Consider the following 12,465-nt stretch of genomic DNA (forward strand, 5'->3'; position numbering starts at 1 on the left):
GTGGCCGGCGTCGGGGTGGGCCGGTCAGGGGGTGGTGAGCTGGAACTGCCGGACGGTGGCGGTGCCGCCGAGGCTCTGGGTGGCGTGGTTGAAGATGGCGTACCGATAGCCCATGAAGAACTGCCAGTTGCTGTCGAGCGTCAGGGCGTTGCCGAGCGCAGTGAAGGTGGTGCCGTCGGTGCTGTAGGAGAAGCGGGCCTGCCGGCCCGCGCCGGGCCGGATGTCGGCGGTGGCGCGGAGCCAGATCCGACCCCCGCTGACCGGGGCGGACGCCACCTCGGTGCCGGTGTTGGTGGTGTTCCAGCTACCGTCCATGGTGAGGCTGTTGGTCATCGAGACGCGGGTGGCCCCGTTGTCGCGCCGGATGCCGATCCAGGCAGAGGAGTTGCGCAGTACGGCCAGACCGGTGCGGTCGCCGTCTCTCAGGGCGCTGTAGTCGAGCTCGACGGTGGCGGTGGAAGTGGGACCCTGGATGCGGTGGGTCACGGTGTTGCGGGCGCTGTAGAGGTCGTTGGTGACGGTGGCGGTCTGCAGGCGTAGCCCGTTGTTGACCGACCACCTGGCGTTGTCTGGGTTGTGGTTCCACTCCCACTGCGGGCCGAGGGTGGTGCCGGCGAAGCTGTCGTTGCCGGTCAGCGGCTTGACCGTGCGGGTGGGTAGCGGGTTGGGGTACGAGGCGCCCCAGGCGCCGTTGACGGTCTGGATCTGGGGCCAGCCGTCACCGGTCCAGGTGATCGGGGCCAGCGCGGGGACCCGGCCGCCGGGGTAGGCGTCGACGAAGGACATGTAGTACCACTGCCCGGCGGCGGTCTGCACCAGCCCGCCCTGGTGCGGCACTCCGCCACCGGAGATGGGGCCGGGCATGTTGAGCAGCACCTGGCGCATCTCGTACGGTCCGAACGGGCCGTTGGTCGACTTCAGGATGTACTGCCCGTTGGCCGGCCGGGTCAGGAAGACGTAGTAGCTGCCGTTGCGCTTGTAGAAGCGGGCGCCCTCCAGGGTGCCCACGCTCGACGGGGTGGAGAACACCTGCTGGGAGCGCACCTCGCTCTTCCCGTCCGCCGACAACTGCGCCACGCTGATCTGGGTGTTGCCGTAGGCGACGTACATGGTGCCGTCGTCGTCGATCAGCGAGCCCGCGTCGTAGTAGCACTTGTCGATCGTCGAGCGCCGCTGCCACGGCCCCTCCACGGTCGAGGCGGAGTACACGTAGGACTTGCTGAAGTCGACGCAGCCGATCCAGTAGAACTGGCCGTCGCTGCGCCGGTAGTTCAACGTCGAGGCCCAGATTCCGTTCACGTACGCCCGGCCGCCGGACATGTTGTACTTGGTGCCGAAATCGAGGCTCGGCACCGAGTGGCCGGCGAACTCCCAGTTCACCAGGTCGTACGATCGCAGGATCGGCGCGCCCGGCGAGTAGTGCATGGTCGACGCTGACAGGTAGTAGGCGTCGTTCACCCGGATCACGTCGACATCCGCGAAGTCCTGCCACACCACCGGGTTGGCGAAGACACCACTCGCCGGTGGGGGCGACGTCGGCGGCGGCGTGGTGGTCGGCGGGGTGGTGGGCGGCGGCGTGCTGGGGCTGGGTGGCGGGGTGGTGGTGACCGCGCCGGTGCAGACGGTGCCGTTGAGCGTGAAGCTTGTCGGCGCCGGGTTCGACGTGGTCCAGGCGCCGTTGAAGCCGAAGCTGGTACTGCCCCCGGCAGGGAGTTGACCGTTGTAGCCGACGCTGGTCACGGTCACCTGGGCGCCGGTCTGCGAGACGGTGCCGTTCCATAGCTGCGTCACCGTCTGCCCGGCGGCGTATGACCAGCTCAGCCGCCATCCGTCGATGGGGTCGCCGAGATTCTTGATCTCCACGTTGGCGCCGAATCCGCCGGCCCACTGGTTCGTCACCGAGTAGGTGACCTGGCATCCGGCCGCGGCCTGGGCGTCGACGACGTCGAGTCCGGTGGCCGCCAGCACCGTGGTGGCGGCGACCGCCAACGCGGTGGCGGATCTTCTCCTGTTCATGCCTTCCTCCATCTACCGCCGAAGACGGCGAAGCGAGAGCTGGGATCTGCCCGGATCGGGTACGGGGCACCGCCGCCGCCCACGCCGACGTGGGTCCGTGGGTGCTCCGGTCACGGTTGGTGATCCGGCGGGGGAAGCCCGCAGGGGTGGCCCGGCTGGCCGGTGCGCCTCGTGCCGGATGCTGCCCGACGGGAACGTGGGACAGCACCGTGTCGGGGTGGGACCCGGACTCTCGCCACCTGACGGTGGGGGCTGCCCATGCTGCGGCTGACGGCACTATTGGTGCCGCCTTCTCCGGGGTGGAGCGTGCCCTCCGCTCCACCCCGGAGAGTAGTTGTGATCGTTCACATTCACAAGAGCCGGCGGACCGGACTGGGCGAAACCGCAGCGGACGAGGGGGCCGTCCGCACCGCCACCTGCAACGGTGTGACTTCCGGTTCGTCGGCGACGTGGTCTGTCCTGATCATCGCGCTCGGCGGGACGTCCGGGGCGGTGGCTGGTGCCGGCGACCGCCCGCCCGGTCCGGTGACCCCGCAGTGAGCGGGATCGGTGCTGCGGATTGTCCGTCCGGGGCTTGACATCATCTGGAAATATTCGGACCCTTTCTTCGGCCTCGGAATTTACTGGCGGAAGGAAGTGCCTCATGGGGGCGACCTCGGGTCCTCGGCTGCGGGACGTCAACCGGGTCGCGGTGCTGGCCCTGATCGGCCGCTGCGGCCCGATCTCCCGGGCAGACATCGCCCGGCAGCTCGGGCTCAGCCCGCCGACCGTCACCGCGGTGAGCCGGGCCCTGATGGAGGCCGGCGTGATCCGCAAGGTCGACGACGACTCGCCGCGCGGCGGCCGACCCGGCGAACTGCTGGCCGTCGTCGGCCGGGCCGCCGTCGCGATCGGTGCCAAGGTCGCCGCCGGGCGGGTCACCGGCGTCCGCGCCTACCTCGACGGCACCGTGCTGGAGCGGTTCTCCGCCCCGTTCGACGACATCGCCGGCAACCCGTTCGCGGCGCTCGCCCAGCTACTCACCCCGCACGTCGAGGCGGTCGGCGACGCGCCGCTGCTCGGGGTCGGGCTGGGCGTACCCGGGTTCGTGGACAACCGGACCGGCCTGGTCGAGGCGCCGCTGCTCGGCTGGCGGCACATGCCGCTGCGCGACTACCTGACCCAGCTACTCGCGGTGCCGGTCGTGGTGGACAACGACGTCAACACCCTCGCCGCGTACGAGCACCTCTACGGGCTCGGCCGGCCGTACGACGACTTCCTCACCATCACCCTCGGGCAGGGCGTCGGCGCGGCCGTGGTCTCCGGCGGTGACCTGCGGCGCGGTGGGCACGGGGCGGCCGGTGAACTCGGCCACCTGACGATCGACCCGACCGGCCCGAGCTGCCACTGCGGCAAGCGGGGCTGCCTGGAGACGTACATCTGCGACAACGCGCTGCTCGACCAGGCCCGGGCCCGGGGCGTCGTCGCCGCAGACGCCGGCCCGACCGACCTGCTCTCCGCCGCGGACGCCGGCGACGAGCAGGCCCGGGCGATCTACCGGACGGCCGGCGAACGGCTGGGCACGGTGGCCGCCGCCCTGGCCACCGTGCTGGACCCGCAGGCCGTGGTGGTCAGCGGCGAGGGCACCCTCGGCTGGCCCCACCTGGAGGAGGGCTTCACCGCCGCGCTGCGGGCCGGCATCCTCCCGGCGATGGCCGACGGGGTCAGCGTGCACGTCGATCCCTGGGACGACAACAAGTGGGCGCTCGGCGCGGCGACCCTGGTGCTGCGCGCCCCGTTCCTGATGACCTCGGAGCCGCACACCGACGCGATCCGGGCCCGGCTGGCCGCCTTTCCCGGCGCGGAGGTGACCCGATGACCACGGGAGTCCCCGCGGACGTCCCCACCGGCGCTCCGACGGCCGGCGACCGGTGGCCCACGCCAGCGGCCCGGTCCGCCACCCCGCCGCCCCGACGGCGACGCAGCCGCCAGCGACGGCGTACGGCGGTCGCGGCGGTCGCCTTCCTCGCCCCCAGCCTGGTGCTGCTGCTGGCCTTCTGGATCGGGCCGATGATCGGCACCGCCTGGGTGAGCCTGCAGGACTGGAACCTCATCGGCGAGCCGAGCTTCGTCGGGCTGGACAACTACACCGAGCTGTGGGGCGACGCGGAGTTCCACGCCGCCCTCGGTCACACCCTGCTCTACCTCGTCGGGTACCTGCCGCTGGTGTTCTGTCTCGGCCTGGGCGTCGCCCTGCTGCTGGACGCCCGGCTGCCGGCGATGACGCTCTACCGGGCGACCTTCTTCCTGCCGGTGATCAGTAGCTGGGTGGCGGTGTCCCTGCTGTGGAAGTGGCTGCTCAACCCGGCCGACGGTCTGGTCAACCGGCTGCTCGGCATGGTCGGGGTGACCGGCCCGGGCTGGTGGACCGACCCGGACTGGGCGATGCCCTCGGTGATCCTCGCCTCGGTCTGGAAGGACGCCGGCTTCGTCGCGGTGATCCTGCTGGCCGGGCTCCAGGCCATCCCCGGCGACGTGCTGGAGGCCGCCGCCATCGACGGCGCCGGCTGGTGGCGCCGGCTGCGCAGCGTCACGCTGCCGATGCTCTCCCCGTCGATCTTCTTCGTTCTGGTGGTCAGCCTGATCAACGGTTTCCAGGTGTTCGACCAGGTGTGGGTGATGACCGAGGGCGGCCCCGGTGGCGCCTCCAGCGTCGTGGTCGAGCAGATCGTCAAGTACGCCTTCTCGTACGGCCGGGTCGGCTACGCCTCGGCCATGAGCATCGTCCTCTTCGCGGTGATCCTGCTGGTCACCCTGGTCCAGATCCGGCTTCAGCGCAGGTGGGTGCACTATGAGTGAACAGAACGACATGATGGACGCGTCCGACGCCGCGCCGGCCCGCCCCCGCTGGCGGCCCCGCCGCGACATCCCGCGCTACCTGGTGCTGACCCTCGGCGCGATCGCCATGGTGGGACCGTTCGTCTGGATGGTCGCGACCTCGCTGACCGGCGACGCCCAACTCGGCCAGGCCGACGCGCCACTGCTGCCCGATCCGGTCACCACCGACCCGTACGCGCGGCTCGACGAGGCGTTCCCGTTCTGGCGGTTCACCGCGAACAGCATCGCCGTCGCGGTCGTCTCGACCCTGCTGCAACTGGTCACCAGCGCGACCGCCGCCTACGCCTTCAGCCGGCTGCGGTTCCGGGGCAGCAACGCGGTGTTCGTGCTCTACCTGGTCACCATGATGATCCCGATGCAGGTGATCATCGTGCCGCTCTTCATCGAGATGCGTTACCTGCGGCTGGTCGACAGCTACGCCGGCCTGCTGCTGCCCACGCTGGTCTCCAGCTTCGGGGTGTTCATGCTCCGGCAGGCGTTCCTGGCCCTGCCACGCGAGCTGGACGAGGCGGCGTACGTGGACGGCGCGGGTCACCTGCGGGTGTTCGCCCAGGTGCTGCTGCCGCTGGTGACCCCGGCGCTGGCCACCTTCTCCGTGTTCGGCTTCATGTCGAGCTGGAACGCGTTCCTCTGGCCGCTGGTCATCGCCCAGACCGAGGCGCACATGCCCCTGCCGGTCGGGCTGTCGCTGCTGCGCGGCGGCTACAGCACCGCCTGGAACGTGGTGATGGCCGGCTCGACCACCTCGGTCCTGCCGATCCTCGCCCTCTACGTCTTCGCGCAGCGCTATGTCATCCGTGGCATCGCGTTCACCGGGATCAAGTCCTGACCCCGGTCTGATGTTCACCCCCCACCACCTCAACCCAGGGAGAAGTTCGATGGGCACAACGAGACGCGTCCTCGCGGTCGCGGTCGCGGCCGTCGCCGTCGCCGGCCTGCTCGGCGGCTGCGCCGGGGACAGCGCCGACGGCGGGAGCGCCGACGGCGGCGCCACCGGCAAGATCACCTACTTCACCTTCACGGCCGCGCCGGACCACCTCAAGGAACTCGACGCCATCAAGGCCGAGTTCGAGAAGCAGAACCCGGGCATCACGGTCGAGGTGCAGACCGCCGCCTACGCCGACTACTTCACCAAGTTGCAGACCGCGATGGCCGGCGGCACCGCGCCGGACACCTTCGAGGTCAACTACGAGAACTTCGTGACGTACGCCCGCTCCGGGGCGCTGCGGACGCTCGACGACGTGGCGAAGGCCGACAAGGACTACGACGCCGGCCGCGTCTACCCCAAGGCGCTGGCGGCGTTCCAGCAGGACGGCAAGCAGTACGCCCTGCCGTCGACCTTCGCCAACGTGGTGCTCTTCTACAACAGGAAGCTCTTCGACGACGCCGGCGTGGCGTACCCGACCGCCGACTGGACCTGGGCCGACGAGAAGGCCGCGGCGGAGAAGCTCACCCACAAGGCCAAGGGCGTCTACGGCGACTACCAGCCGGTGTCGTTCTACGAGTTCTACAAGGCCCTCGCGCAGACCGGCGGCTCGTTCTTCTCCGCCGACGGCAAGCAGGCCACCTTCAACGACGCCAAGGGCATCGAGGCGGCGAACTGGCTGCTCGGCAAGCCGGGCACCGTGCAACCCACGGTGGCCGAGATCGGCGGCAAGGCCGACTACGACACGGCCCTGTTCAAGTCGAACAAGCTGGCGATGTGGCACAACGGCATCTGGCAGATCAGCGCGCTGGCCGGCACGAAGGACCTCGACTTCGACATCGCCGTCGAGCCGGGCAACACCACCAAGGCCAGCGCCGCCTTCTTCAACGCGACCGCAGTGTCGGCGAAGACCAAGAAGGCGACGGCGGCGTGGAAGTGGGCCCGCTTCCTGAGCACCTCACCGGCCGTCGTGCAGACCCGACTCGCGTCGAGTTGGGAGCTGCCGGCGGTCAACGACCAGGCCGCCTTCGACTCGTACCTCAAGCAGAACCCGCCGGCCAACCGTCAGGCGGTGTTCGACTCGCTCGGCAGCGTGGCGCTGCCGCCGGTGATCGACGCCCAGCAGGCCAAGATGCAGGACCTGGTGACCAAGGCGCTGGAGCAGGCCGCCTCCGGCCAGTCCAGCCCGCAGCAGGCCCTCGACCAGGCCGCCACGGCGGTCACCGCCCTGCTCAAGTAGCCCGACCGCCACGATCTGAGTGGGGTGCGGCCGTTCCGCACTCGGCCGCACCCCACGCACGACCATACTCAACACCCCTGGAGGATGCCGTGCCGCTCGCCGGACGGTCCGACCTGCGCCGGCTCGCCCGGTCGAGCCTCGACCTCATCGAAGGTCATCAGCACTCGTCGGGTGCCTACCCGGCCAGCCCCGACTACCCCGTCTACCGCTACAGCTGGCTGCGCGACGGCGCCTTCATCGCCGACGCGATGAGCCGGGCCGGACGGCCCGACAGCGCCGAGCGGTTCTTCGGTTGGTGCGCCCGCGTCCTCGACGCCCGGGCCGACCGGATCGCCGACCTGGTCGACCGCGTCGGGCGGGGCGAGGACGTCCCCGCGGAGCAGATGCTGCCCACCCGCTACACCCTCGACGGCGGCGACGGCGACGAACCCTGGTGGGACTTCCAACTCGACGGCTACGGGACCTGGCTCTGGGCGCTGGTCGCCCACGCGACCCGGCACGGACGGTCGCTGGAGCCGTACCGGTCGGCCGTCGCGTCCACCGTCGACTACCTGGTCGCCTTCGGTGACCGCCCCTGCTACGACTGGTGGGAGGAGCACGCCGAGCACCGGCACGTCGCCACCCTCGGCGCCGTGGTGGCCGGGCTGCGCGCGGTGACCGACGTACCGGCCGGGGACGGCGGGCCGCTGCTCGACCCCGCCCGCGCGTCGACCGCCCGGCTCCGGACCGCGGGCGTCGAAGGGCTGATCCACATCGAGACGACCCGAGCCGGCCACCTGACCAAGTGGCTGGGCGCCCCGGCGGTCGACGGCAGCCTGCTCGCCTGTCTCACCCCGTTCGAGGTGGTCGACCCGCACGGCCCGGTCGCCGAACGGACCTACCAGCAGGTACGCGACCAGCTACTGCGCGGCGGCGTCTACCGCTACCTCGGGGACACCTTCTACGGCGGCGGGGAGTGGCTGATCCTCACCGCCTGGCTCGGCTGGCACGAAGCCCGTACCGGTCGGGTCGAACTCGCCGCCGAGCGGCTGCGGTGGATCGCCGCCCAGGCCACCCCGGCGGGACACCTGCCGGAACAGGTCAGCGGGAACCCGCAGGACCCGAGCCGGATCGACGAGTGGGTCCACCGGTGGGGGCCGGTGGCCACGCCGCTGCTCTGGTCGCACGCCATGTTCGTGACGTTGGCCCTGGAGGTCGAACAATGATCAGTCACCGTCCGCACGGTACGGAACACCCCTACCGGTACGACCTGGACCAGCGGGTGCCGGTCCACCCGGCCCGGGGTGAGCCCTACGAGATCCGGGTGCTCGCCGAACCCGAGGTGACCGAGGTCCGGGTGGTGTTCGGCGACGGGCCGGTCGTCCCGGCGCACCGGGTCGACCCCGCCGCGGTGACCCTCGACTTCGGTGCCCCGGCCGCCCCGGCCAGTCAGGTGGACGGTCACCTGGCCGCCGCGGCGGCGGCCCCGCCCGACACCGGCGGGCGTACCGTCTGGATCGCCCGGGCCACGGCGGCCGGCGACACCACGTACGCGATCCACGGGACGACCGCGACGGGCAACGCGGTGACCAGTGCCGAGTTCCCGGTACGCCCGCTGCAGTGGCGGCCGGACGGTGGCCGGCTGGAGGTGGTCGACCCGGACGGGGTCGGCGTGCTCGATCCGGCCAGCGTCCAGTGGCTGACCGGCACCGACGGCGCGCGGCGGGTCCGCTTCGCGCTGCGCCTGGCCGAGGCCGAGCACGTGGTCGGGTTCGGCGAGCGCTTCCACGCCGTGGACCAGCGCGGCGAGGTCCTCGACGCGACCGTGTTCGAGCAGTACAAGCGGCAGGGCCACCGCAGCTACCTGCCGATGCCGTACGCGGTGGTGACCGGCGGTCGGGGCTGGGGATTCCACCTGGTCACCAGCCGACGCACCTGGTACGACGTCGGCGCCTCCCGGCCGGACCGGATCCTCGTCGAGGCCGACCTGGGCGGGGCCGAGCCGGCCGACGCCGGGGCGGACGGGGCGCCCGCCGAGCGGACGCTGCGGGTGCGGCTCTACGGCGGCGACCCGGCGAGCGTGCTGCGCGGGTTCCTGGCCGAGACCGGCCGGCCGGCGGTCCCGCCCGCCTGGGTGTTCCGGCCCTGGATGAGCGGCAACGAGTGGAACACCCAGGACCGGGTGCTGGCCGAGGTGCGGCGCAGCCTCGCCGAGGGTGTCCCGGTGGGCGCGGTGGTGATCGAGGCGTGGAGCGACGAGTCGACCTTCGTGGCGTTCCGGGACGCCCGGTACCCGGTGCACGCCGACGGTGCCCCGCACCGCCTGGCCGACTTCACCTTCCCCGCCGACGGGGCCTGGCCCGACCCGCGGGCGATGGTCGACGAGCTGCACGCGGCCGGCGTCAAGGTGCTGCTGTGGCAGATCCCGCTGGTCCCCACCGACCGGGGCGAGAGCGGTCAGGTCGCCGCCGACCTGGCCACCATGGCCGAACGCGGGTACGCGGTGCGCGAGGCGGACGGCTCGCCGCACCGCAACCGGGGCTGGTGGTTCCCGGGCGCCCTGCTACCCGACTGGACCAACCCGGAGGCCCGGCAGTGGTGGCTGGCGAAGCGCCGGTACCTGGTCGAGGACCTGGGCATCGACGGCTTCAAGACCGACGGCGGCGAGCACGCCTGGGGCCACGACCTGCGCTACTTCGACGGGTCGCGGGGCGACGAGGGCAACAACCTCTTCCCCGTCCAGTACGCCGCCGCGTACCACGAGCTGCTGCGCTCGGCGGGCGTGGACGGGATCACCTTCAGCCGGGCCGGCTTCACCGGGTCGGCGGCCCACCCGGCGCACTGGGCCGGCGACGAGGACTCCACCTGGGCGGCGTACCGGGCGTCGATCACCGCCGGCCTGACCGCCGGGGTGAGCGGGCTCTTCTTCTGGGGCTGGGACCTGGCCGGCTTCTCCGGGCCGGTCCCGGACGCGGAGCTGTACCTGCGGTCGGCCGCGGCGGCCTGCTTCGCCCCGATCATGCAGTACCACTCGGAGTTCAACCACCATCGCGAGCCGTCCATCGACCGCACGCCGTGGAACATCGCCGAGCGGTCCGGGGATCCGGAGGTCCTGGCGACGTTCCGGCGCTTCGCCCAGCTCCGCGAGGAGTTGGTGCCGTACCTGGTGGAGCAGGCGAAGCGGTCGGTGGCGACCGGCCGGCCGCTGATGCGTCCCCTCTTCTTCGACCACCCCGGTGACCGGCGGGTGTGGGACTGGCCGGCGCAGTGGCAGCTCGGCGACGACCTGCTGGTCGCGCCGGTCACCGAGCCCGGGGCGACCCGGTGGCGGGTGTACCTGCCGGCCGGCGAGTGGACGGACTTCTTCACCGGCGAGCGGCACACCGGTCCGGTCGAGGTGGACCGTCCGGTACCGCTGGACGAGATACCGGTCTACCGCCGGGTGGGCTGACGACCCGCGACAGGAAGCTGCGGCAGGCCACAACCCCCGGTAACGCCCCTGATTCACGCCTCGCGGCGGGCCGTGGGTCAGGAGGCGGTGGCGGGCTTCCTGGTGGGATCGGCCGGGGTCGCGCCGTGAGCGGGGCGGCGGGTCAGGACCTGGGGGCCGGCGGCCGTGATGGCGACGGTGTGTTCGGAGTGGGCGGTCCGGGAGCCATCGGCGGACCGGATCGTCCAGCCGTCGTTGTCGAACTTGATTTTGTCGGTGGAGCGGCAGAACCAGGGCTCGATGGCGATGGTGAGGCCGGGTTGGAGTTTCACGCCGCGGCGGGCGCGGCCGTCGTTGGCGACGTGCGGAGCCTCGTGCATGGTGCGGCCGATGCCGTGGCCGCCGAACTCGGCGTTGACGCCGTAGCCGTAGGAGCGGGCGACCTCGCCGATCGCGGCGGAGATGTCGCCGAGGCGGCCGCCGGGCTGGGCGGCGGCGATGCCGGCCTCCAGGGCGACCTCGGTGGCCTCGATCAGCGTCAGGTCGGCCGGGTCGGGGGTGCCGACGACGACGGAGAGCGCGGAGTCGGCGACCCAGCCGTCGATGCCGGCCGCCATGTCGATGCTGAGCAGGTCACCGTCCCGCAGGACATAGTCGTGCGGCAGGCCGTGCAGCACCGCGTCGTTGACCGACAGGCACAGCACGTTGCGGAACGGGCCGCGGCCGAACGAGGGGGCGTAGTCCCAGTAGCAGGATTCGGCACCGCGTTCGGTGATCCGGCGGCGGGCATGATGTTCGAGATCCATCAGGTTGACGCCGACGGCGGCGACACCGCTCAGCTCGGCGAGCAGCTCGCCGACGAACTGGCCGGTCACCGCCATCCGGCCGATCTCCTCGGCGGACTTGAGCTCGATCACGACAGCCTCCCTCTCCGTCTGCGGTATTTTTATACCACGCCAGGTCGGGGACACTCCGGAGGGCTATCCTGCTGGCATGGTTCGCCAACCACTCACCGCCGAACAGATCGCCGCGGGCCAGCGACTCGGAGTCGCCCTCCGGGCCGCCCGGGCCGCCCGCAGCCTCGTCGAGGTGGCCCTGGCGGCCGGCATCTCCCCCGAGACGCTGCGCAAGATCGAGGCGGGCCGCCTGCCCGCACCGGCGTTCGGCACCGTGGTCTGCCTCAGTCAGGCCCTCGACGTCCCCCTCAGCGACCTGGCCGACGTCTGGCTGGCCGCCACGCCCGTCCGCCAGGCGTCCTAGACCGGCCGGCCAGGTCCGAACGTCGGCCACTGCCGGATCGCCTTCCACGGGCCGCGCTGACGTCAGACGACGCAGAACTCGTTGCCTTCGGGATCGGCCATCACGACGTGGCTGGGGACGCCGCCCACCACATCCTCGCGGACCACCGCGGCACCTGCCCTGAGCAACCGCTGCACCGTCTCGGTCACCCGAGGCCAGCGGACGTCCTGTGGCTGGTCCCGGCCGCCCACCTTGAGGTCGATGTGCAGCCGGTTCTTGACCACCTTCGGTTCCGGCACCTTCAAGAACGTCAGGCTCGGCCGGGTCCCTCGTGGATCGACCAGGTAGGCGCCGTCGTTCCACTCCTCGGGCGGCACCTCCCACCGGATCAGCCACTCCTCCCAGCTCGCGAAGCCCTCCGGCACCGGCGCCTCCACGTAGCCGAGGGCCTCGCGCCAGAACGCGGCCAGGCGGGCCGGGTCGGCGCAGTCGACGGTGATTCCCCATGCGACGGTCATGGGCCATGTATACCCGTTCCGGTTCCCGGCGGGGTGGCGAGGACCGCTGCGAGCGGGCGAGTCGACCGCCCGCCGGGTTAGCGATAACACCGGGCGGGTCAAGCGGACCGGTTCGTGGTGGGTCGTGGCCCGGCTCGCGGGCCGGGTGCTCAGCCGGGCCGGGTCGCTCGTCGGCGTAGCAGCGCGCGCCAGTCGGACGCAAGCTGTACGCCATCTCTTTACAGGTATGTCTGTCGATCGA

Annotated in this window: 10 protein-coding genes; 7 read left to right on the top strand and 3 right to left on the bottom strand. The window is 71.6% G+C overall.

All coding sequences use genetic code 11. From position 1 onward, the window contains the following. Positions 1-24: 24 nt before the first annotated feature. Positions 25-2,016: a family 43 glycosylhydrolase gene (locus ACIQG9_RS14855; protein WP_400401942.1), complete on the bottom strand. Its 1,992-nt coding sequence runs from the start codon at positions 2,014-2,016 to the stop codon at positions 25-27. Positions 2,017-2,659: 643 nt separating this feature from the next. Between ACIQG9_RS14855 and ACIQG9_RS14860 the strand changes: the two genes are divergently transcribed. The 6 genes from ACIQG9_RS14860 (at position 2,660) to ACIQG9_RS14885 (ending at position 10,488) form a co-directional block, all read left to right on the top strand. Next, a complete protein-coding gene (locus tag ACIQG9_RS14860; protein ID WP_400401948.1) occupies positions 2,660-3,874 on the top strand; it encodes an ROK family protein in 1,215 nt (404 codons plus the stop codon). Beyond that, a complete protein-coding gene (locus ACIQG9_RS14865; RefSeq protein WP_400401955.1) occupies positions 3,871-4,854 on the top strand; it encodes a carbohydrate ABC transporter permease in 984 nt (327 codons plus the stop codon). Before ACIQG9_RS14860 ends, ACIQG9_RS14865 begins: the two co-directional genes overlap by 4 nt. Further along, a complete protein-coding gene (locus ACIQG9_RS14870) occupies positions 4,847-5,722 on the top strand; it encodes a carbohydrate ABC transporter permease (protein ID WP_400401963.1) in 876 nt (291 codons plus the stop codon). Before ACIQG9_RS14865 ends, ACIQG9_RS14870 begins: the two co-directional genes overlap by 8 nt. A 49-nt stretch (positions 5,723-5,771) precedes the next feature. Next, positions 5,772-7,058 carry an ABC transporter substrate-binding protein gene (locus ACIQG9_RS14875; RefSeq protein WP_400401970.1) on the top strand — a complete coding sequence of 429 codons (1,287 nt, stop codon included), beginning with the start codon at positions 5,772-5,774 and terminating at the stop codon, positions 7,056-7,058. Between the two features lie 89 nt (positions 7,059-7,147). Continuing rightward, on the top strand, positions 7,148-8,263 hold the full coding sequence (locus tag ACIQG9_RS14880) for a glycoside hydrolase family 15 protein (protein ID WP_400401975.1): 1,116 nt from the start codon (positions 7,148-7,150) through the stop codon (positions 8,261-8,263). Beyond that, on the top strand, positions 8,260-10,488 hold the full coding sequence (locus ACIQG9_RS14885; protein WP_400401977.1) for a TIM-barrel domain-containing protein: 2,229 nt from the start codon (positions 8,260-8,262) through the stop codon (positions 10,486-10,488). The genes ACIQG9_RS14880 and ACIQG9_RS14885 overlap by 4 nt, the downstream gene beginning before the upstream one ends. Positions 10,489-10,565: 77 nt before the next feature. Here the strand turns inward: ACIQG9_RS14885 and map are convergent, their stop codons facing one another. Beyond that, entirely contained in the window at positions 10,566-11,384 is an 819-nt protein-coding gene (gene map / locus ACIQG9_RS14890) for a type I methionyl aminopeptidase (RefSeq protein WP_400401980.1), read from the bottom strand. 76 nt (positions 11,385-11,460) lie between these two features. Between map and ACIQG9_RS14895 the strand changes: the two genes are divergently transcribed. Further along, positions 11,461-11,727, top strand: a complete 267-nt coding sequence (locus ACIQG9_RS14895) for a helix-turn-helix domain-containing protein (protein ID WP_400401982.1) — start codon at positions 11,461-11,463, stop codon at positions 11,725-11,727. A 62-nt stretch (positions 11,728-11,789) separates the two neighbouring features. On the opposite strand, the gene ACIQG9_RS14900 is transcribed toward ACIQG9_RS14895, so the two are convergent. Then, on the bottom strand, positions 11,790-12,224 hold the full coding sequence (locus tag ACIQG9_RS14900) for a VOC family protein (RefSeq protein ID WP_400401985.1): 435 nt from the start codon (positions 12,222-12,224) through the stop codon (positions 11,790-11,792). Between the last annotated feature and the right edge of the window lie 241 nt (positions 12,225-12,465).

The organism is Micromonospora sp. NPDC092111, from assembly GCF_044755745.1.
GTDB lineage: Bacteria > Actinomycetota > Actinomycetes > Mycobacteriales > Micromonosporaceae > Micromonospora.

Excerpts from the sequence above, each read along its gene's own strand:
- ACIQG9_RS14855 (WP_400401942.1), bottom strand. The coding sequence starts at position 2,016 with ATGAACAGGAGAAGATCCGCCACCGCGTTGGCGGTCGCCGCCACCACG.
- ACIQG9_RS14860 (WP_400401948.1), top strand. The coding sequence starts at position 2,660 with ATGGGGGCGACCTCGGGTCCTCGGCTGCGGGACGTCAACCGGGTCGCG.
- ACIQG9_RS14865 (WP_400401955.1), top strand. The coding sequence starts at position 3,871 with ATGACCACGGGAGTCCCCGCGGACGTCCCCACCGGCGCTCCGACGGCC.
- ACIQG9_RS14870 (WP_400401963.1), top strand. The coding sequence starts at position 4,847 with ATGAGTGAACAGAACGACATGATGGACGCGTCCGACGCCGCGCCGGCC.
- ACIQG9_RS14875 (WP_400401970.1), top strand. The coding sequence starts at position 5,772 with ATGGGCACAACGAGACGCGTCCTCGCGGTCGCGGTCGCGGCCGTCGCC.
- ACIQG9_RS14885 (WP_400401977.1), top strand. The coding sequence starts at position 8,260 with ATGATCAGTCACCGTCCGCACGGTACGGAACACCCCTACCGGTACGAC.
- ACIQG9_RS14895 (WP_400401982.1), top strand. The coding sequence starts at position 11,461 with ATGGTTCGCCAACCACTCACCGCCGAACAGATCGCCGCGGGCCAGCGA.
- ACIQG9_RS14900 (WP_400401985.1), bottom strand. The coding sequence starts at position 12,224 with ATGACCGTCGCATGGGGAATCACCGTCGACTGCGCCGACCCGGCCCGC.